16 protein-coding genes are annotated in these 22,193 nt (G+C 33.1%); 13 read left to right on the top strand and 3 right to left on the bottom strand.

Annotated features, from left to right (window positions below):
* Positions 1-14: 14 nt before the first annotated feature.
* Together asnB and Q0E86_RS08425 are read right to left on the bottom strand one after the other, a co-directional pair.
* A complete protein-coding gene (gene asnB / locus Q0E86_RS08430; protein WP_288520485.1) occupies positions 15-1,598 on the bottom strand; it encodes an asparagine synthase B in 1,584 nt (527 codons plus the stop codon).
* 45 nt (positions 1,599-1,643) lie between these two features.
* Positions 1,644-3,734 carry a glutamine synthetase III gene (locus Q0E86_RS08425; RefSeq protein ID WP_295756152.1) on the bottom strand — a complete coding sequence of 697 codons (2,091 nt, stop codon included), beginning with the start codon at positions 3,732-3,734 and terminating at the stop codon, positions 1,644-1,646.
* Positions 3,735-3,931: 197 nt separating this feature from the next.
* Here Q0E86_RS08425 and Q0E86_RS08420 point away from each other — a divergent pair, with 197 nt between their 5' ends.
* Genes Q0E86_RS08420 through Q0E86_RS08405 form a run of 4 tightly spaced genes read left to right on the top strand, consistent with a single transcriptional unit; the run spans position 3,932 to position 7,445 of the window.
* A complete protein-coding gene (locus Q0E86_RS08420; RefSeq protein ID WP_288520481.1) occupies positions 3,932-5,101 on the top strand; it encodes a glutamine synthetase family protein in 1,170 nt (389 codons plus the stop codon).
* A gap of 6 nt (positions 5,102-5,107) precedes the next feature.
* The gene (locus tag Q0E86_RS08415) at positions 5,108-5,656 is read left to right on the top strand and encodes an ANTAR domain-containing protein (RefSeq protein WP_288520479.1); all 549 of its coding nucleotides are present in this window, start codon (positions 5,108-5,110) and stop codon (positions 5,654-5,656) included.
* A complete protein-coding gene (gene ybaK, locus Q0E86_RS08410) occupies positions 5,653-6,138 on the top strand; it encodes a Cys-tRNA(Pro) deacylase (protein WP_288520477.1) in 486 nt (161 codons plus the stop codon). The genes Q0E86_RS08415 and ybaK overlap by 4 nt, the downstream gene beginning before the upstream one ends.
* Before the next feature lie 5 nt (positions 6,139-6,143).
* On the top strand, positions 6,144-7,445 hold the full coding sequence (locus Q0E86_RS08405; RefSeq protein ID WP_295756145.1) for an alpha-amylase family glycosyl hydrolase: 1,302 nt from the start codon (positions 6,144-6,146) through the stop codon (positions 7,443-7,445).
* 2 nt (positions 7,446-7,447) lie between these two features.
* Here the strand turns inward: Q0E86_RS08405 and Q0E86_RS08400 are convergent, their stop codons facing one another.
* Positions 7,448-8,998: an AAA family ATPase gene (locus tag Q0E86_RS08400; RefSeq protein ID WP_295756142.1), complete on the bottom strand. Its 1,551-nt coding sequence runs from the start codon at positions 8,996-8,998 to the stop codon at positions 7,448-7,450.
* A 74-nt stretch (positions 8,999-9,072) separates the two neighbouring features.
* Between Q0E86_RS08400 and Q0E86_RS08395 the strand changes: the two genes are divergently transcribed.
* The 9 genes from Q0E86_RS08395 (at position 9,073) to Q0E86_RS08355 (ending at position 22,175) form a co-directional block, all read left to right on the top strand.
* Positions 9,073-10,797, top strand: a complete 1,725-nt coding sequence (locus Q0E86_RS08395) for a DUF5696 domain-containing protein (protein ID WP_295756139.1) — start codon at positions 9,073-9,075, stop codon at positions 10,795-10,797.
* The gene (locus tag Q0E86_RS08390; RefSeq protein ID WP_288520470.1) at positions 10,794-11,087 is read left to right on the top strand and encodes a hypothetical protein; all 294 of its coding nucleotides are present in this window, start codon (positions 10,794-10,796) and stop codon (positions 11,085-11,087) included. The genes Q0E86_RS08395 and Q0E86_RS08390 overlap by 4 nt, the downstream gene beginning before the upstream one ends.
* A gap of 217 nt (positions 11,088-11,304) precedes the next feature.
* Positions 11,305-14,082 (top strand): transporter substrate-binding domain-containing protein, encoded by a 2,778-nt coding sequence (locus Q0E86_RS08385; RefSeq protein WP_295756135.1) that lies wholly within the window; start codon positions 11,305-11,307, stop codon positions 14,080-14,082.
* A 316-nt stretch (positions 14,083-14,398) separates the two neighbouring features.
* Positions 14,399-15,457, top strand: coding sequence for a PD-(D/E)XK nuclease family transposase (locus tag Q0E86_RS08380; protein ID WP_295756131.1), 1,059 nt, complete (start codon positions 14,399-14,401; stop codon positions 15,455-15,457).
* A gap of 96 nt (positions 15,458-15,553) precedes the next feature.
* The gene (locus tag Q0E86_RS08375) at positions 15,554-16,714 is read left to right on the top strand and encodes a hypothetical protein (RefSeq protein WP_295756129.1); all 1,161 of its coding nucleotides are present in this window, start codon (positions 15,554-15,556) and stop codon (positions 16,712-16,714) included.
* Positions 16,711-19,197 (top strand): AAA family ATPase, encoded by a 2,487-nt coding sequence (locus Q0E86_RS08370; RefSeq protein WP_295756127.1) that lies wholly within the window; start codon positions 16,711-16,713, stop codon positions 19,195-19,197. The genes Q0E86_RS08375 and Q0E86_RS08370 overlap by 4 nt, the downstream gene beginning before the upstream one ends.
* Complete coding sequence (gene mcrC / locus Q0E86_RS08365; protein WP_295756124.1) at positions 19,194-20,264, top strand: 5-methylcytosine-specific restriction endonuclease system specificity protein McrC; 1,071 nt, start codon at positions 19,194-19,196, stop codon at positions 20,262-20,264. The genes Q0E86_RS08370 and mcrC overlap by 4 nt, the downstream gene beginning before the upstream one ends.
* 177 nt (positions 20,265-20,441) lie before the next feature.
* Complete coding sequence (locus Q0E86_RS08360; RefSeq protein ID WP_003865138.1) at positions 20,442-20,642, top strand: helix-turn-helix transcriptional regulator; 201 nt, start codon at positions 20,442-20,444, stop codon at positions 20,640-20,642.
* 9 nt (positions 20,643-20,651) lie between these two features.
* Positions 20,652-22,175, top strand: a complete 1,524-nt coding sequence (locus Q0E86_RS08355; RefSeq protein WP_295756120.1) for an N-6 DNA methylase — start codon at positions 20,652-20,654, stop codon at positions 22,173-22,175.
* The last annotated feature ends 18 nt before the right edge of the window (positions 22,176-22,193 follow it).

Raw genomic sequence — 22,193 nt, 5'->3', positions numbered from 1 at the left:
AATACACAACCTTTCTATTTGCCGCTATCTCCATAGTTGGATAGATAACGAGCACTTGGATCTTTCACGTTGCATCCTTGCCAGTTTTTATTTGGCATCCAGAAATCTTTGATCATACCCGCTTGGTTAGGGTAGTAAGATTCGAAGATTTCACGATACAACAGGGATTCTTTTGTGAATGGAGTACAATATTTGTACTTTTTGATTTTTTCTTCAAATTCAGCATCCGTATAATAACTTTCAGCATACTCTTTAATATCATCACTCAAGGAGTGTCCTACCGCATCGGAGAAGGCGGCTTTTTCTCGCATTAAGATGTCGTATGGTAAGATTTCATCTTTTTCAAAGGCATGGCGAAGTAAATATTTTCCTTTATTATATGTATTCATTTTCTTTTCAGGATCAATGGCCATGACATATTTGACAAAATCTAGATCGCCAAAGGGAACGCGAGCTTCGATGGAGTTTGTGGAAATACAACGATCGGCTCTTAAGACATCATACATATAGAGTTCATGGACTCGTTTTATAGATTCTTGTTGGAATTCTTCAGGGCTTGGGGCAAAATCTGTATATTTGTAGCCAAACAATTCATCACTGATTTCTCCAGTAAGTAATACGCGAATGTTACTTTGTTCGTGAATGGCTTTACAGATTAGGTACATTCCAATGCTGGCGCGAATGGTTGTGATGTCAAAAGTAGCTAAAGTTTTAATGACGGGTTTGATTGCACTTAAGACATTTTCTTTATTGATAATAATTTCGTGGTGGTTAGAACCAATATAGTCTGCAACTTCTTTGGCATATTTTAAATCAATCGCATCTATATCCATACCAATCGCATAGGTTTCAATGGGTTTATTTAATAGTTTTTGACTGATGGCACATACTAAACTTGAGTCAAGTCCTCCACTTAGTAAAAAGCCAAGTGGGGCATCGGCATCCAATCTTTTTTTGATGCCTTCTACGAGTTTATCGTGAATGTTTGTACAGACGGTTTCTAAATCAGAATAAATTGGTTTTTCAACATTTGTGATATCCAAGTAACAAGTAAATTTACCATCGGCATAATAGTATCCGGGAGGGAATGGAAAGATTTGTTCGACAATAGAAACTAGGTTTTTAGCTTCGGACGCAAAGACGATATTATGATTTTGATCATAACCATAGAATAATGGACGGATTCCAATGGGGTCTCTGGCTGCGATAAAATCGTTTTTCTTGGCATCATAAATAATGCATGCGTATTCGGCATCGAGCTTTTTAAACATGTCTAAGCCGTGTTTTTCATAGAGTGGTAAAAGGATTTCACAATCGCTTTGCGATACAAATGTATATCCGCTTTTTTCAAGTTCATCCTTGATGGCTCTAAAGCCATAGATTTCACCGTTACAAACGACTACGTTTCCATTTCTTTCAAATGGCTGCATGCCTTCAGGACTAAGTCCCATGATGGATAGTCTTTGAAAGCCTAGATAGCCGCATCCAACTTGTTGGATTCTTTCATCGTCAGGTCCTCTTGTGTATGTAGCTTCTAGAGCTTTATGTATGGTGTCTTTTGTTGATTTTAATGATTTATATCCGATAATTGTACACATAAATTACATCTCCTTTATAGACGGAAAAACCGGGCATGTGCCGGTTTATAGAATTCCGAATAATAATTTTCCATAAGTTGGAAATGGCCAATCTGAGTTAGAAGTAATGACTTCAAGTTTGTCACATGGTGTTCTTAGATTTGCCATGTCTTGGATAATGAAGTCTCTTACGTAGAAGGCTGATTTTTCAAAATCATCAATGTTGTGAAGTTTTTCAACATCGTTTTCAAGTGTAACCAAAGCTTGATAGGCTTCGGTTAAATATTCACTGATTTTCTTAGCTGTTTCAAGTTCGTATGTTAAGTCGATGCCAATTGCTTTTTTGTTTGAAATGGTATCGGTTAATTCTTTAGAGAACTTACTTGCGGCTGGTAAGATGTCTTTTTTAACGATGTCTAACATTGTCAATGCTTCAATATTGATTTGTTTTTCATATTCATCCATTAAGATTTCATATCGTGATTCCACTTCTTCTTTTGATAAAACTTTTTGTCTTTCAAATAAGGCAATGTTTTCTTCGGTTTTGAAGTATGGAAGGGCATCTGGAGTTGTCTTTAAGTTTAATAAGCCTCGCTTTTCAGCTTCCTCAACCCAAGAATCATCATATCCATTGCCGTTGAAGATAATGCGTTTGTGGTTTTTGATTGTATCTTTGATCAATGCGTGTAATGTAGTGTCGAAATCATCTGCTGCTTCTAGGATGTCCGCAAATTTTTCGATTTCATCCGCAATAACTGTATTTAACACGATATTGCATCCTGCAATACTTGAGTTTGATCCAGGCATTCTGAATTCGAATTTGTTTCCTGTAAATGCGAATGGAGAAGTACGGTTACGATCCGTAGAATCTTTAGGGAATTTAGGAAGAACAGTAGCACCAATCTTCATCAATTCTTTTTCTTTTCCATCATATGGTTTATCTTCTTCAATCGCTTTTAATACAGCGGTTAATTCATCACCCAAGAAAATAGAGATAATAGCTGGAGGTGCTTCGTTGGCACCTAGTCTATGATCGTTTCCTGCAGTAGCTACGCTTAATCGTAATAAGTCTTGGTGTTCATCAACAGCTTTAATAATGGCAGCTAAGAAGACTAAGAATTGTGCGTTTTCATGAGGTGTATCACCTGGTTCTAATAGGTTGATTCCTGTATCGGTAGATAAAGACCAGTTGTTGTGTTTACCACTACCGTTGATGCCTTCAAATGGTTTTTCATGAAGTAGGGCAACCAATCCATGTTTCTTTGCGACTCTTTGAATCAATTCCATTGTCAATTGGTTGTGGTCGGTTGCGATATTTGTAGTTGTAAAGATTGGGGCTAATTCATGTTGAGCAGGGGCAACTTCGTTGTGTTCTGTTTTAGCCAAGATACCAAGTTTCCATAATTCTTCATTTAAATCAGACATGAATTCTTGAACACGTGTTTTGATTGTTCCAAAATAGTGATCTTCTAATTCTTGTCCTTTAGGGCATGGTGCACCAAATAGTGTACGTCCTGTATAGATCAAGTCTTTTCTTTGTTCATAATATTTTTGATCAACTAAGAAATATTCTTGTTCAGGTCCTACGGTTGTTTTAATGGTTTGAACATCGTCATTGCCAAATAATTTTACAATACGTAAGGCTTGTTTATTAATGGCCTGCATACTTCTTAATAGAGGTGTTTTCTTATCTAGGGCATGTCCTGAGTAAGAGCAGAATGCGGTTGGAATACAAAGAACGCCGTTTTTAATAAAGGCATAGCTTGTTGGGTCCCAAGCTGTATATCCTCTGGCTTCAAATGTAGCTCTTAAACCTCCATTTGGAAAACTTGAGGCGTCGGGTTCACCTTTGATTAATTCTTTACCGCTAAATTCCATAATGACTTTTCCGTCTTTATCAGGATTGATAAAGCCATCATGCTTTTCAGCTGTAACTCCTGTCATTGGCTGGAACCAGTGTGTATAGTGTGTTGCACCTTGTTCTAGGGCCCATTCTTTCATGGCGTGGGCTACCGCATTTGCGATTTTGATATTTAACTGTTTACCTTCGCGAATGGTTTTTTCTAATTCGCGGAAAGTATCTTTTGCGAGTTTTTCTCGCATAACAGATTCATCAAAAACTTTACTTCCAAAAATTTCTTCTACGATCGATTTCATAATGGCTCTCCTTTACATAAAAAAAGACAAGGACACGAAAAACAATAGGTTTGACCTATGTTTTCTTTGGCGTCCTTGCCATGTATGCAACTTATTATATTCGGATATTTGAAGTTGTCAACAAGAAATTGAAAAGAAATGTAAAAATAATTGAAAATGAAATGAAAATAGTGTATTAATTATTCGAGGTGAAAATTATGACGTATGAAGATGTATTGAGTTTTTGCGAAGAACAAGACGTTCGTTTTATTCGTCTTGCGTATTTTGATATTTATGGTAGACAAAAAAATGTTTCGGTTTTACCAACCGAATTAAAAAGAGCTTTTATGGAAGGTATTAGTTTTGATGCCAGTGCCATTGATGGTTTTTTAGATGAAATACATAGTGACTTATTCTTATATCCAGATCCAAATACGATGTCTATTCTTCCTTGGCGAAGTATGGATGGTAGTGTCATTCGTATGTATTGTGATATTAAGTATCCGGATGGTACGCCTTTTGAAAGGGATGCAAGATATATATTGAAGCAGGCTGTGAGAAAGGCAAAGGAAAAGGGAATCACAATCAATTTTGGTTCGGAATTTGAATTTTATTTATTTAAACAAGATGAAAATGGCAATAATACCTTTGTTCCTTTAGATCAAGGTGGATATATGGATATTGCACCTTTAGACAAGGGTGAAAATATTCGTCGTGAAATTTGTTTGACATTATCGGAAATGGGTATTGATCCGGAGGTTTCACATCATGAGATGGGTCCGGGTCAAAATGAAATTGATTTTCGTTATTCAACGGCTTTACAGGCAGCGGATAATGCGGCAACTTTTAAGTGGGTTGTTGAGGCTTTGGCCAATATGCAAGGTTTAGTGGCTGACTTTTCACCAAAACCCATTGAGGATGCTCCGGGTAATGGTATGCATATCAATATGAGTGTGCAAGATCATGAGGAGTTGTTGATGCCTTTTATGGCGGGTATTTTAAATCATATTGAAGAGATGACTTTATTTTTAAATCCAACAAAAGATTCCTATAAGCGTATGGGTAAGGATAAGGCGCCTAGTTTCATTTCTTGGTCCTACCAAAATCGAAATCAATTGATTCGTATTCCGGCTACGCATAGTTCGAATCGTATGGAGTTAAGAAGTCCGGATTGTAGTAGTAACATATATTTAGCGTATGCCTTATTGATTTATGCAGGTTTAGAGGGTATTGAAAAGAATTGGATTCCAGATCCTTGTACGGATGTTGTGAGTGAGGATACAAACAGACTTCCTCAAAGTTTAGAAGAGGCTAAGTTAAAAGCTTCGAATTCAACTTGGTTAAAAGAAGTATTGGGAAAAGATATAGTGGATATTTATGTTGGGTAAGTGCGTATGGAGGCAAGTAAAGTATTAGTGGTGGGAAATGAGAATTTCTTAGCTTTATTAAAAAATACGGCCAATTATCAATATGTGCTTTCAAAAACATATAATGATGCCTTAAGTAAGTTAAGGAATTCTCAGTTTGATGTCGTGGTGATCTTGTATTCGCAAACGATGAGTGGTCTTTTGAATTTTGCGAAGAGTCTAAATACACAAGTGCTTATGGTATGTAAGCAGGAAATCTATGATCAAGTTTTATATCAGTGTAAAGATAGTGGTATAATAGTCTTGTCGTATCCCATTAAGAAACAAGTTTTGTATGAAGCATTTCAAATGATGCGAAGTTTAAAAACAAAGATTGCGATGTATGAAAAGAAGATCAATAAGCTTGAACAGAAGTATTTAGAGCTTAAGATGGTGGATCATTGTAAGTTGGTTTTGATTTCAAATTATCATTGGAATGAAGAAAAGGCACATCACTATATTGAAAAGATAGCGATGGAGCAGCATAAAACGAAGTTTCTTGTGGCTAAAGAGTTATTAGAGGAGTTTCAAGAATGAAAAAGATTCAAAAGACCAATGCGATGCGTTTTTTAGATCAGCATAAAGTGGTTTATGAAGCGCATACGTATGAACATAAGGAAAATGATCCAGTGGATGGTATTCATGTTGCGAATATTTTAAATCAGCCTGTTGAAAAGGTATATAAGACATTGGTAACTATTTCGAACACAAAAGAATATTTAGTGTATATGATTCCAGTTGAAAAGGAATTAGATTTAAAGAAGTGCGCAAAAGTTGCAGGCGTTAAATCGTGTGAAATGATTCATGTGAAAGATATTAATAAGATCACGGGTTATATTCGTGGTGGTTGTTCTCCTTTGGGTATGAAAAAACAGTTTCGTACCTTCATGTATGAGGATGCATTAAATCAAGAAACAATTTATTTTAGTGCAGGTAAGATTGGTATGCAGATTGAGATGGATCCAAAGGATTTGGTGGATTTAATTTCTGTACAAGCTGTAGATATCATTAAGGAGTAATAACTATGTGGGCAAATGAGAGTGTATTTTATCAAATCTATCCGTTTGGAGCTTGTAATGCGCCATTTGAGAATGATCATGTTCTAGAACATCGAATTCATAAGCTAGAGAATTTTATTCCACATTTAAAGAAATTAAACATCGATTGTATAATGTTGAATCCAATCTTTGAGAGTCGTACGCATGGGTATGATACAACGGATTTTAAAACATTGGATACTCGTCTTGGTACAAATGAAGACTTAAAGGAAGTTATAAGCCTATTCCATGAAAATGGGATTAAGATTATTTTAGATGCGGTATTTAATCATGTGGGTCGTGATTTCTTTGCGTTTAAGGATGTTTTAGAAAAGAAGTGGGATTCACCTTATAAGGATTGGTTCTATATTGATTTTAATGGAAACAATCACTATAATGATGGCTTTTGGTATCAAGATTGGGAAGGCAATGATATCTTGGTGAAGTTAAATCTTCAAAATCAAGAGGTCGTAAATTACATTCTAAGTGTAGTGGATTTCTGGCAAGAAGAGTTCAAGATTGATGGTTTAAGACTTGATGTCGCATATTGTCTAGATAAAAACTTCCTTCAAACTTTACACAATCATGTGGATAGAGATTTCTTCCTTTTAGGAGAAACACTTCATGGAGACTACAATCAATGGATGAATGACAATATGTTAGATTCGGTTACGAATTATGAGTGTTATAAGGGGTTGTATTCAAGTTTTAATTCAGCTAACTTCTATGAAATTCTATATTCATTGAATCGTCAATTTGGCAAAGATCCATGGTGTTTATATACGGGTAAGCATTTATTTAACTTTGTGGATAATCATGATGTTGTAAGAGTCGCATCCGTTTTAGAGGATAAGAATCAATTGCCTTTAATTTATACGATGTTGTTTACTATGCCAGGTATTCCATGTATCTATTATGGTAGTGAATGGGGTATTGAAGGTAAAAAGAACTGGAATGATACAGATCTTAGACCAGAAATCAAAGTCTTTGAGTGGAATGAATTGACAGACTCAATTCAAAGATTAATCAACCTAAAACATACGCATTCAGCCCTTTCTTATGGTGACTACACACAGATTGGCATCAATAACACGGCTTGTATCTATCAAAGACAAGATGATAATGAATGTCTATGGATCTGTATGAATATGAAAAATGAAGCACAGACTCTAGGTTTTAATGGATCTGGTAATTTCATTGATATAGAAACCAATGAAGAACTATGTATTAATAATGCATTTGAGTTCAAGCCTTATGAAGTAAGAATATTAAAAAAGATCGAGCGATAATTTTAAAGTCGCTCGATTTTGCATGTGTGTTTTCTTGTTTTCTTGTCGTAAGTAATTCCAACGAGTAATAAGTTATCTTTGTATTTTTCTAAAACAGAAGGATACTTTTTTTCTTTGATTTGTGTGATGGCTGTATTTACATCTTGGTTCCATTTTAATTCAACCAATATGGCTGGCTTATCTGTTTTAGGAATGAAGGCTAGGTCCGCAAATCCTTTACCGGTTGGTAGTTCTCGAATCACAGTGTAGTGATCTCTTGCGGCATAGTAGGCAAGATCAATTGTATAGCTTAGAGCATTTTCATCATTATATTGAATGTGGCTAGTTTCTAGATGGGCTTGTTCAATGTAATCAGCTATTTTTGCTTCATCCATATTAAACGTAGCATCTAATAAGTTTCGTGAATTTTGAATGGCTTTAGTGGTCGCATTCCAATCTGAATTTTTAATGGATGTAAAGAATGAGTCCATGACTTCTTTATTTGGAATGTAGCAGGTTTGATCTTTTTGGTTGTATCCCAAATACCCTAAATGAATCAGTAATGTAAGAACATCATCTTTTGAACCAAATGTCGACATATCATTTTCAAATGAAGATGTGTCGATATATACTTCTTTTCCTGCTATCATTTGAATAATATTGTCTTTTAATCCATCAAAGTTTAAATCGATATATATTTTTAAAGCTTCAAAAGACTCTGTTTTAGTCCAATAATTTGAAAAATCATGTTTTGAAATAGCTGCAACTACAGATCTTGGTGAAAAAGTTGAGATGGTGTCTGTCATATGGTATCCATCATACCAATCTTTCATTTTTTGATAATCTACATTGTACTTTCGACATAAATTCGATACTTCTTCTTCGGTAAATCCCATGTAGTTTGCCAGTGGCTTTGGTTGCGTCATAGATATTTCATCAAACATATTTAAGGCACTGTGAGTTCCGTATTTTTTGATTGGTAATATTCCTGTCATGTAACACATTTCAATATAATTCTTATCTTTTAAAAGGCTCCTTAAGAAATCTAAATATGTTTCTTGTGCAGTTTTGTCTTCTTTGAATTCTCTAAAGATACAATCCCATTCATCAATAATAAAGATAAATTTATTTTTTGTATACGCATAGACTTCATTGAATGCATCGATGATTTCGGTTTCAGTTATGACATCTTTAAATTCAAATTTCAAGTCTTTTAAAATCATTCGAGTGATTTTCAAAAGCATTTCATCAATTGAATTTGTGGTACTTAAAAAGTCTTGTATGTTTAAATGAATCACATTGTGCTTGTTTAAATGTTCAAGAAAAGAAGGACAGTGACTGATATTTAATGTATTAAACAAGTCTTTTGAATTTGTACCCTTTGAATAATAAGCTACCAACATATTCGCATCTGTACTTTTCCCAAATCGTCTTGGACGAGTTACGCAAATACAATCATTAGAAGTATTTATAGCTTTATTTGTGTATTCAATCAATAATGATTTATCTACAAAGATAGGACTGTTACACAATCTTTCATATCGATTAGTATCTGGATTTAAATAAATGCCCATAGTTGCACCAACTTTCTTATACTATTCTAACATATCATGTATGGTATAATGACTAAGACAAGAGGTATTTGCGTATGGAAAATTGGATTCGAAATCAGGATTCGTTTTATGTGACAAAAGAGAATCAAAAGATATATTTTAGTGATGATTTCATCAAATCAGAAAAAAGAGTGACAGGCTTAGGTAAGGGTATTTATACCACTTATAAATATTTTGATACATATATTTGGAAAGAAGATAGTACAAATCATTATTATTTTGAGTGGATTCCCAAAATGGATGAGAATATTAAAGAGGTACATTTTCCCGATAGTTTTGTGTGTGAAGATAAGAATGGCTATTCAACGATTCCTTATATGCAAGGATTATTGATTCCCAATCGTTATGAGTATGATTATAGTCATATTGCCTTTGATGGTCAGTTTACTAGTTGTGCGGCCTATATGCCTTGGCTTAGTCAAACCAATAATGGAAAAGGGTATATCGCAATCAATGAAACGCCTTGGGATTCTAAATATACAATTGATCATGATGACAAGGGAACTCGACTTCAATTTGTATGGTTAACAAGTTTAGGTAAGATGCGATATAAGCGTGTTGTTCGATATTCTTTTGAAAGTAATATGGATTATAATCGTGCTGCTAAGATTTATCGAGAGTATGTTAAAGAAACAGGTTTATTTAAGTCTTTAAAAGAAAAAGAAGTCACACTTCCTAAAATATCAGATCTTCAACAGTGTGCTGTTGTACATACGGGTATTAAGGCACATACGGAAAAGGATTCTAGATTTTATAATGGACAAGTGGATGTGATTCATTCTTTTGATTCGGTAAAGGAAATGATTCAAAAGCTTCATAGTTTGGGTTCTTCTAAACTCTATCTTCATTTGGATGGCTGGGGAGATCCTGGCTACGATAATTGCCACCCGGATTATTTGCCGGCATGTATTGAAGCTGGTGGATGGGCTGGTTTAAAGAATTTACAGGATAGTTTAAGTTCTCAAAATGATTTATTTGGCTTACATGATCAGTATCGTGATTATTACTATACGGCTAAAACACATAATGAAAATGAAGCCATTCAATTAGAGGATGGTAGTGTGTCTGAACATGCGAATTGGGCTGGTGGTAGACAAAACTATTTGTGTGCAAGTCTAGCACCTAAGTATGTGAAAAGAAATTACACTGAAATTTTAAAACATATTGATTTAGATTGTGTATACTTAGACGTTTTCTCTTGTAATGAAATGGATGAGTGTTTTAATCCAGAACATTTGATGAGTCGAAAAGAGTGTATGGAATATAGAAGAGCTTGTTTTCAATACATGATTTCAAAAGGAATCATACCTTCGAGTGAAGAGTGTAGTGATTGGGCTATGCGAGAACTTGTATTTTCTCATTATGGGCCTTATGAGTTTATGATGAAAGATGAAAATGTGAAAAGAATGGGAATAGCAGTACCTTTATTTAATCTTGTATATCATGATTGTTTCATTTTGCCTTGGCCAATGGAAAAAAGACAAGAAGACTACATGTTGTATGCCTTATTGAATGGTGGTATTCCATATGTCGTAAGAAATGCACCGTATGATAATGTGGATGGTAATTTTGGTTCGGATGGCTTATCCATAGAAGATCGAATTAAACGTGCAAATGTTGTTCTAGATTTCTATCAAAGAATTAAAAATGAAGAGATGGTGGAACATAAAATCATCAATGATCATATTCAACAGGCCACTTTTAGTAACAGCGTTACAATTGAAATCAATACGAAGGAGAATACGTATAGAATTGTATGAAAAAATTAGGGCTAATATTAATAATGTTACTAACTGGTTGTACACAAGCACAACCAGAATTAAGAGAAACAAAGGAAGTTCAAACATCTATTCCTTATTCAGATGAGGAATTGATTGAAAGTGCAAATGATCAAATTGAGGATGAAGCATATTATGTGGATTCAATAACACAACAGTCGGATAGTGAAGTGTGGTTTTCATTAAAGAATAAAGATTTAAACAAACAATATGTGTTTAAATATGAAGGTAATGAATTGATTCCAGACAGATTCGTAGATAATGTAGATTAAATGTATTGACTCAATATTTGAGATAACGTAAACTTGATTAAGTGATCGTTCTGTAGAAACTTGCGAAGCCTACAGGCGGGGAAGAACCAGCGTGTCTCTTCCTCTTTTTTTATGAATTGTGTAAATTGGTTAGATTTTATTAAAAAATAATTTCGTTTTATTGACTGAATCTTGTGAAATAAAATATACTATTAACAAATGGATATGGAGAAATAATATGTTTAAAAAAGGGAAAAGGTTAGCTGCGTTATGCACAATCATTTTTGTGGTTTTATCTATGTGCATGCCTTGTTTGGCGGATGAGACGCAGAAAACGATTCGTGTTGGATCTTTTGAAGATACATTTAATTATGTGGATGAACATGGTGTAAGGCGTGGTTATGGTTATGAATTAATGCAGGCTTTGGCTGGGTATACGGGTTGGAAATTTGAGTATGTAAAGTGTGATTGGTCAAACTGTTTTGAAAAGCTTGAAAATGGTGAGATTGATATCATGGGTGATATTGCATATACGGATGATCGTGCTAAAGAAATGCTTTATTCTGAGGAAACGATGGGTGAAGAAAAGTATGTTTTGTATGCGAATTTATCGGATATGGATATTGTGTCTTCGGATTTTAAGTCTTTGGATGGAAAGCGTATAGGTGTGCTTAAAGGTACAAATTCTGAATATATGCTTACAAATTGGGAGAATAAGTATGGTATTCATACTGAGCATGTGAATGTAAGTGGTAATGAGGATGTAAAAAAGAAACTAGCGAATAATGAGATTGATTGTTTCGTGTCTTTAGAAGAGTCAATTTGGTCTGAAAGAGGGATTTCTAGTGTAACAACAATTGGAGAGTCTGATATATATTTTGTGATTAATAAGGAGCGTAGTGATATTAAACAAGAATTGGATTATGCGATGCGTCAATTGGATAGTGATAGTCCTTTTTTCAAGGCGGATTTGTATAAGAAGTATTTTACTTTGGATTATACGCAATTTTTAACAGGTGTTGAAAAGTCATATATCAAAGAGCATGGTGGTATTCGAATTGGCTTTTTAGATAATGATCCTGTTGTGTTTTCTATGGACAAAAAGAGTGGAGAGATTCGTGGTACACTTTCTGAATATATTTCGTATGCCAAAGATTGTTTGGGTAATCATACTTTAAAATTTGATATAGAGGCTTTTGATGATTATGACAAAATGATTGAGGCTTTACAGAATAATGAGATTGATGTGATATATTATGCGAGTCGAAATTCAAATGTTGCCGAAAAGAAGGGATATGCACTTTCGAATACGGCTTGGACGTATAATTTGATTGCCGTTACAAATAAGGAAGATTTTAATGAGAACGATTCATATGTTGTAGCTGTACCGAAAAACAAAGTAGCTTTAAAACAACATATTGCGTATAACTATCCGCATTGGAAACTCGTGGATTGTGATTCGATTGAGGATGGGGCGAATATGGTTGATAATGGTAAAGTAGATTGTTTTATCATGGGATCGAGTCAGGCGTTGAGTTTTGATGGTAAAAAGAATTTTAAAATTATTCCTTTGACTAAGACAATGGAGGCTTGTTTTGCGGTTAAAGATGGGCAGGCAACACTATTATCCATATTGAATAAGACGATAAAGGCTATGCCTTCGGATATGCTGACAAGTGCAATTGCGATGTATGATAGTACGGCTTATAAAACGACTTTTTACAGTTTTTTAAAAGATCATTTGGTTGTTGTTCTTGTTCTAGGCTTTAGTATTATTATTGTAATTCTTCTACTTTTACAAAAGGCAAGACGAGCAGAGGCGAGTGCTAAGGTTGCATTAAAGAGTGCTGAGGATGCAAGCTTAGCTAAGACACAGTTTCTTCATAATGTATCGCATGATATTCGTACGCCTATGAATGCGATTTTGGGCTATTCTGAACTTATGAAGAATGAGTTGAAGGATAATGATTTGCCTAAGGTTTTCGAGCATTTAAATAAACTTCAAAAGGCGGGGAATATTCTACTATCAATTATTAATAACGTTTTAGATATGGCTCGCATAGAAAGTGGTCATATGGAATTGGATGAAAACTATGCGAATATTGAGGATATAAGACAAAGATTGATTGATATGTTTGAGGATGAGGCGAAGAAAAAGAATATTCATGTGAGGTACACTTTTAATGTGGAGCATAAACATGTCATGGCCGATGTGACTAAGGTTGAAGAAATTTTTGTGAATATTTTAAGTAATGCCCTTAAGTATACGCCTTCAAATGGTTCTGTTGAAGTGAATGTGGATGAGCTTTCATGTGATGAGCCTGGATATATGATTGTTCGTACAAGCATTATGGATACGGGTATTGGTATGAGTCAGGAGTATTTGGAGAAGATTTTTGAATCTTTTTCAAGGGAAAGAATGACATCCAGTAAAATTAGTGGTACAGGTCTTGGTATGGCCATTGTTAAGAAATATGTGGATCTTCTTGGTGGTACGATTGATGTGAAGAGTGTTCTTGGTAAGGGGAGTACGTTTATTGTCACGTTGAAATATAAAATGGCGGATGAAAAATATTATTTGGATAAACAAGAAGAGAATTGTGAAGTTGATAATGCAATTTTTAATGGTAAACATATTCTTTTGGCTGAGGATAATGATTTAAATGCCGAGATTGCACAAACCATATTAGAGCGTGCAGGACTTTTTGTAGATCGTGTAAAGAATGGTATTGAGTGTGTGAATAAGGTTATAGAAAATCCGGTTGGTACATATGATGTCATTTTAATGGATATTCAAATGCCTAAAATGGATGGATATAAAGCTACGTGTGAAATTAGAAACTTACAAGATAAGGAAAAAGCATGCATACCTATTGTGGCAATAACGGCCAATGCGTTTGAGGAAGACAAGAAAAAAGCGATAGATGTTGGTATGGATGGTCATATCGCAAAACCAATTAATATTGAAGATTTGTTTGTGGTATTAATGGATATTTTGAATAAACAGAAAAGCTAGAGTCTATGGATTCTAGTTTTTTTATGCAAAAAGTTAAATTTTTTTCGAAAAAGTGTTTTTTTTTTCGTATAAGAGTATGTAGGCAATCTGACATTTGGTGTTTAATACACTTAGTTGATTCGATCGTTAAATCCTGCTTTGATGTTAAAAATGAAGGTATAATTTTTTTTGTCTTTGACATGTGAGTGATAATAGTTCATTTATCTAACGAATCATTGTTACAAAAAGTGTTCAAACTACAAGTAAATATACGAATACACATTCAAATATTTTAGATGAATGATTTAAATGAAATGCCTACTAGAAAGAGGTGCTCATGAGGAGTGCAAATTTATTAAATGATTTCGCCTTTAAGTATGTGTTTGGCGAAGATTGTAAAGAGGCTAATGATGCCTTAAAATCATTACTTACGGTGTTTTTAGAAAGGAAGGTCAATAAAGTTGTTGTAAAGAATTCAGAAATGGTAAAAGACTATAGTAAAATGAAAAGTCCACGTTTGGATCTATTAGTTGAATTTGATGATCAAACGATGGTAGATTTAGAAATGCAGTTAAGACAAACAAAAGATAATTTAATGAATCGCTTTCCTTATTATTCGGCTAGACTTCATGGCTCACAAGATATGGAGGGGAAAAGCTACAGTCAACTAAAGGAAACCATTGTCATGATTTTCTTCAATGTGAATATTTTTGAAAATGATAATATATGTAATACATTCAGGTACAAATGTGATGGTGACTTACCTTTTGTGAAAGAAGAAAAAGAAGATCGTATGAAGTTACGTACAATTGAAATGCCAAAAGTAGATTTAAATAAGCCGCTTGAAGTCATGAATGAACAGGAAAAAATGATTTATTACTTTTTGAATTGCCATAAAGGAATGGAAGATAGTAAGATTAAGATGATGATAGAAAGTGATGAGGTGATTCAGATGTTAGAGAAACGTGTAGAAACTATATCGGATGATCGTTGGAAAAAAATAATAGAAGATTTTCAAAAACTGCATGAAAATGAAGAACGAATCGAACTACAGCTTGAACTTGAAGAGCTTCAAAAAGCAAAAGAAAAGGTTCGAAAAGCACAAGAAGACGTTCGAAAAGAGCAAGAAGACGTTCGAAAAGAGCAAGAAGACGTTCGAAAAGAGCAAGAAGATGTTCGAAAAGCACAAGAAGATGTTCGAAAAGCACAAGAAGACGTTCGAAAACAAGTGGAAGAAGCTGATAAGAAAGTAGAAGATGCAAATAGACAAATTGAGCAGATGAACCAAGTAATGAAACAAGGGATTAAAGCGATGCTTGCAAATGGGATGAGTTTAGAGCTTATTTCTAAGTCATTGTCGAAGAGTGAAGATGAAATTATGGAGTTGTTGAAATAGTCATATTCTAGAAATTTGAAAAAGTGAAGATGATAACTGAGTCGCCTATAATATGGCGGCTTTTTTGGTGTATAATTGAAAAAAGGAATTAGGTATATGGTTAGAAGAATATTAGGGTTTGCGATTGGTAAAATGTTGCGTCAGGATGGTTGGGCTGAGAAGTATAATCCTAAGAATGAGTTTCATGTGAATCAATATGATTATTCGAGTTGTAAAGAATATTTGGCTGCGCTTAAAGAGAAGTGGCAAGAATATGAAGATCCTGAATGTGAGTTTGAAGACTATGTGAATGTATCAAATTATTCGAATTATGATGATTATGCCTATGATGTAGATGTATATAGAACAAGATTAGAGTGGCGTGATGAATGGGATTGTGATTGTGAATTTGAAGTGAATCCATGTGATTTTGAGTATAAAGAGTATTATATTAAGGCTTTAAAGCGGGCTTGGAAAAAGGAATTGGATCCTTATGATGAGTTTGAATATATTGATTTAGAATTGATTGATGATGTAAATGAGTATAAGGATCGAATAGATGAGTGTAGAGAATGGAAGGATGAACATGATTCGAATAATGAATATAATATAGATCCAAGTCAATTTGATGATGAAGATGAGTATGTAGATGCATTACGACAATTATGGAAGCGTAAGTATGATTATTTTAATGAGTTTAGTTCGATAGATCCAAATGATTATTCAAATGAGGATGATTATTCAAACGCAATTGAAAATAAAAAGAATAGGATGAATAAATATGACAAGGATAATGTATATAAATTAGATCCTAGTGATTATGATTGTGAAGAAGAGTATTTGGATGCATTAAGATCTTGTTGGCAAGATAAGTATGATCCAAGCTTTAAAACAAAAATTGATGTAGATGATTATGATACTGAAGAAGATTACAGAAATGCACTAATACTTGATTGGCAAGAGACATATGATTCCAAGCATCAATTTAATGGTTTTAACTTTGATAAATTCACTACCATTGATGATTATTTAGTTGAATATAATGATAGATTGAATTGGATCAAAGAATGTGATTCAGAAGGTATGTATTCTAAAATTGATGCTTCAAATTATGACAATTTAATTCAGTATAAGCATCAAATCAATTTAAGAAAAGCTTGGAAAAACAAGTATGATCCAAATAATGAACACACAAACATTAATCCTTGTGACTATAATGATGTAGAAGAGTATCATGAGGCATTAATGGATTTTGATATAAGGAGTACAAAATTATGATTGATAATAATAGATTTCAAGAATTACTTGAAGAATATAAAAGTGAGTTAAAAGGGAATCGATGGGATGATGAAAAATTTAAGTGGCAAGCTATCAAGGGGTTTCAAGATCGTTGGGATATTGAATCTACTGATTTTTGTACAATGTTAAAGAATTCTTTGTATAAAACATTTAATTTATTGGCTTCATCACATTATTTTCCTAGAAAAATGATAGAAGAATTTGCACAGAAAGAATCAGAAACTGTTAGACAAATGTTTATGGATTTGTTTGATGAAAGTAAAGATTTATATGGTCGAATGGTTTCTTTTAAAGCTCAATCTAAACAATTAGTCAATAAATATTGGGATTCTGGTAAGAGTGATTTCCAAACAGAAAATACACTGACAACATATTTATGGTTACGCTATCCGGACAAGTATTATATTTATAAATTTGAAGAGGCAAAGTCATTGGCAAATGAATTAAATACTAATTATATTTTCAAGGCTGGTGATTATAAAAATAATATTCAAAATCTAATGGGCTTGTATGATGAAATATGTTTGGAATTGTCTAGGGATGAAGAACTAAAACAAATTATGCAAAGTAAACTAGAAGATGATTGTTATGATGATCCTAAATGTAAGACATTGGCAATTGATTTTGGTTATTTTGTAAATCAAAGACAAAAAGCTGCTAAGATTGAAAAAGAAAAAACAACTCTATATGTTAAAGAGGAAACAGATGTGTATTCTTCAAATGAATGTGTTCATTCACATTTTTGGAAAATTAGTCATGGTGCTGATAGTGTCTCTGATACTCAGTTTAATGACTATTTAGCAAGAAAAGTGATTTGTATGAACAAAAATACCAATTCGGTTGGTACGACAAAGATGTCTCAAGGAGATGCTTTTAAAAATGTAATGAAAAAAGGAGACTATTTCTATTTGTGCAGAGGAAATAGTATCTGCTTATTAGGTCAAATAGTATCAGATGATGTATTTGATAGTACAGTTAAACAAGATTGGATTGAACGTCCTTATCGTGTGATTAAAGAATCTTTGGATAAGAGTCCTTATAAAGATGTAAAAAAATGGTGGACGCCTAATAGTAATACTACATGTATTGGTGTGCCAGACAAAGAATTGAATTTATTTGTAGACTATATCTTAAAGCCATACTTTAATGTGGATATGAATGATTTATTGAAGGTCGAGGAAGAGTCTAATTGTCGTTATTGGTTTTTAAGTGCAAATTCAAAGATTTGGAGTATGTCGAGTATGCCTGTTGGTAAAGAACAAAGCTATACTTTATATAACGACAATGGGAATAAGCGTCGTGTGTTTCAAAACTTTTTGGATGCGAAAGTTGGAGATAAAATTATTGGTTATGAATCGACTCCAATTAAACAAGTGGTTGCAATTTTAGAGGTAACTAAAGAGCAGGATGAAGAAAGAATTTATTTTAAAAAGGTAGAGTCTTTATCTTCACCTATTGATTTTGCCCTGTTAAAAGCATGTCCTGGATTAGGAAATATGGAATTCTTTGTTTGTTCTCAGGGTAGTTTGTTTAAATTGACTAAGAATGAATATGAACAAATTCTTGATTTGATTCGTGAAGAGAATCCAGTTCAGACAAATAAGATTATAAACAAATATACAAAAAAAGATTTCTTGAATGACGTGTTTGTGACAGATGCTAAATATGATCGTTTTGTCTCGGTTTTAAAGAAGAAAAAGAATATTATTTTGCAAGGTCCTCCTGGTGTTGGTAAGACGTTTGCAGCGAAGCGATTGGCTTATTCTATCATGGAAGAAAAGAATGATGATCGTATTGAATTTGTTCAATTTCATCAGAATTATTCGTATGAAGATTTTATGCTTGGATATAAGCCTTGTGAGAATGGTTTTGAAATGAAGTATGGTATTTTCTATCAATTTTGTCAAAAGGCTTCAAATCATCCAGATAAGGATTATTTCTTCATTATTGATGAAATCAATCGTGGTAATATGAGTAAGATTTTTGGGGAATTATTAATGTTGATTGAGCCGGATTATCGTGATAATAAAATTAAGTTGGCATATAATGGATTGGATTTTTCAGTACCACAAAACCTTCATATTATTGGCATGATGAATACGGCAGATCGAAGTTTAGCTTTGATTGATTATGCGTTAAGAAGACGTTTTAGTTTCTTTACTATGGAACCAGGTTTTGATACGGATGGATTCAAGAAGTATCAACAGAAATTGAATAGTCCTGTATTTGATAAATTAATTGATAGAGTTAAAGATTTGAATGACGAAATTCTTAAGGATGATTCTTTGGGTAGTGGTTTCTGTATTGGTCATAGCTATTTCTGTAATTTAGATACTTGTACGAATGAAATTTTATTGGATATTGTCGATTTTGATATTCTTCCAATGTTAAACGAATATTGGTTTGATGAGCCTAGTAAAGTAGAGCGTTGGAAAAATGATCTTCATGGAGTATTTGAATGATGCTAGATAAGAATATTTTCATTCATAACATTTATTATATGTTGTCTTATGCTTTCCAAAGTTTAAGGCAGGATAGTTATAGAAATATATCGGTTGAATCTTTTGAAGAAATCTATGATTTATTTGCGATGATTCTTTCTAAGGGGATTGCCTCGCAATTAAAACAAGGTTTGTATAGGGAATATATTGATCAAAAAGATGATTTAAAAGTGCTTCGTGGAAAGATTGATATTCAACAAAGTATGAGAAATGTTTCTATGCATAGGCAGGTTTTAACTTGTGAATATGATGAATTAAGTGAGAATGTTTTATTGAATCAAATTATTAAATCAACGGCAACATTGTTGCTTAGAAGTGGTAAGGTAAAAAGGGAATATAAACAGTCTTTAAAAAAGGAATTGTTGTATTTTTCAAATGTGGATTTAATTGATCCAAAACAAATTCGTTGGTCAAGCGTTCGTTTCCATAGAAATAATCAAACCTATTATATGTTGATACATATTTGTAGGCTGATTATTGATGGAATGTTGATGACTACTGAGTCTGGTGAATATAAACTAGCTACATTTATTGATGAACAACACATGTGTAGATTGTATGAAAAGTTCATCTTAGAATACTATAGAAAGCATTATCCAAATTTAAATGTATCAGCTTCTCAAATTCCTTGGGCAGTAGATGATGATTTTACTAAAATGCTTCCAGTCATGCAGTCAGATATTCATCTACAAAAAGAAAATGATGTATTAATTATAGATGCCAAGTATTATAGTCATACAACACAATTACAATTTAATAAAAATACGATTCATTCAAATAATTTGTATCAAATATTTACTTATGTGAAAAATAAAGAATATACATTCAAGGATGAAAAGCATAGAGTTGCAGGTATGTTATTGTATGCAAGAACGAATGAGGAAATACAACCTGATCAAACGTATCAAATGCATGGTAATCAAATATCGGTAAAGACATTGGATTTAAATAAATCATTCAATGAATTAAGTAAGCAGTTAGATGATATAGTGAATAATTATTTTAATGACATTCATAAGAAGAACTAGATATTTCAGTTTCTAGTTCTTTTTGTCTTTGGTTATACAATGAAATAGTTATATCATTAAAATCTTATATTGACTTCAAGCTTAACTTTTGTTGACAAATTATTCATAAAAGTGAATATTTTTTATTTAATACTGTAAGCGTTTCACGTATAATATAAACAAAGCGAGGGTTATTTTATGCAAATAAGTTATAATAAGTTATTTAAATTATTGATTGATAAAGGCATGAAAAAAACAGATTTGGCTAAAGAGGCTAAGTTAACACCAGCTACACTTGCAAAGCTATCAAAACAGGAAACTGTATCTATGGATACGTTGATTCGTATTTGTGATTGTTTGGATTGTTCATTTGATGATGTAGTGGAATTGATTAAGTAGGAGAGAGTTATGGTTACAGGTGAAATTAAAAATAAAATTGATGCGCTTTGGGATGTTTTTGCAGCAGGTGGATTAACGAACCCATTAGAGGTTATTGAGCAAATAACCTATTTAATGTTTATTCGTGATTTGGATGTTGCAGACAATAAAAAAGCAAAAGAGTCCAATATGCTAGGGATTCCGTATGCAAGTATATTTGCGGATGAAGTAAAAATTGGGGAACGTAGTATTGATGGAAATCAACTGAAATGGTCTACGTTCCATGACTATCCTGCAAATAAACAGTATGAAATTATGCAGGAATGGGTTTTTCCGTTTATAAAGAATTTACATAGTGATAAGGATAGTGCATATTCTAAATATATGGATGATGCAATTTTTAAAATTCCAACAGCATTAGTATTATCTAAGGTCATCGATTCTTTGGATGAGATTTATAGCTTAATGGATAAAACTACAAGTATGGATATTCGTGGTGATGTATATGAATACTTATTGTCTAAGATTGCTTCAGCAGGACGTAATGGACAATTCAGAACGCCTCGTCATATTATTCGTATGATGGTTGAATTAATGAATCCAACACCTCAAGAATTAATTTGTGATCCGGCATGTGGTACAAGTGGATTCTTAGTTGTTGCGAGTGATTATTTAATGGAAAAATATAGAAATGACATTTTGATGAATAAACAGAATCGTGATCATTTTATGAATCATATGTTTAATGGTTTTGATATGGATAGAACTATGCTTCGTATTGGAGCAATGAATATGATGACGCATGGTGTCGAAGCACCGAATATTGAATATCGTGATAGTTTATCAGATCAAAATATAGATAACAATAAATATTCTATGATTTTAGCCAATCCACCATTTAAAGGGTCTTTAGATTACGATTCTGTTTCAACAGACTTATTAAAGATTGCGAAAACTAAGAAAACTGAATTATTATTCTTAGCATTGTTTATTCGTATGTTAAAAGTCGGTGGAAGATGTGCATGTATTGTTCCGGACGGAGTTTTGTTTGGTTCAAGTAAAGCACATAAAGCGATTCGACAAGCAATCGTTGACGACAATCGTCTTGAAGCAGTTATCTCAATGCCTTCAGGTGTATTTAAACCATATGCTGGTGTATCAACTGGAATTTTAATTTTCACAAAGACCGGTCATGGTGGAACTGATAAAGTTTGGTTCTATGATATGAAAGCCGATGGATTCTCGTTAGATGATAAACGTTCTCCAGTCAAAGAAAATGATATTCCAGATATTTTAGAAAGATTCAAGAATTTAGATAAAGAAGTAGATAGAAAGCGTACTGAACAAAGCTTCTTGGTTGATAAGCAAGAGATTATTGATAACGATTATGATCTATCTATCAACAAATATAAAGAAGTTGTCTATGAAAAGGTAGAATATCCACCAACAAGTGAGATTTTAGCTGATATTGAAGCTTTAAATAGAGAAATTGATAAGAATTTGGCAGAGTTAAAGGCTTTGTTGAGCAATGGAAAGGAGGAAGAATCTGAATGATAAATTCGGATTTGTAGA

This window comes from uncultured Holdemanella sp. (assembly GCF_934754935.1).
Classification (GTDB): Bacteria; Bacillota_I; Bacilli_A; order Erysipelotrichales; family Erysipelotrichaceae; genus Holdemanella.
The sequence above is the reverse complement of the archived record's forward strand: the minus strand, read 5'-3'. Positions and strand labels throughout refer to the sequence as shown.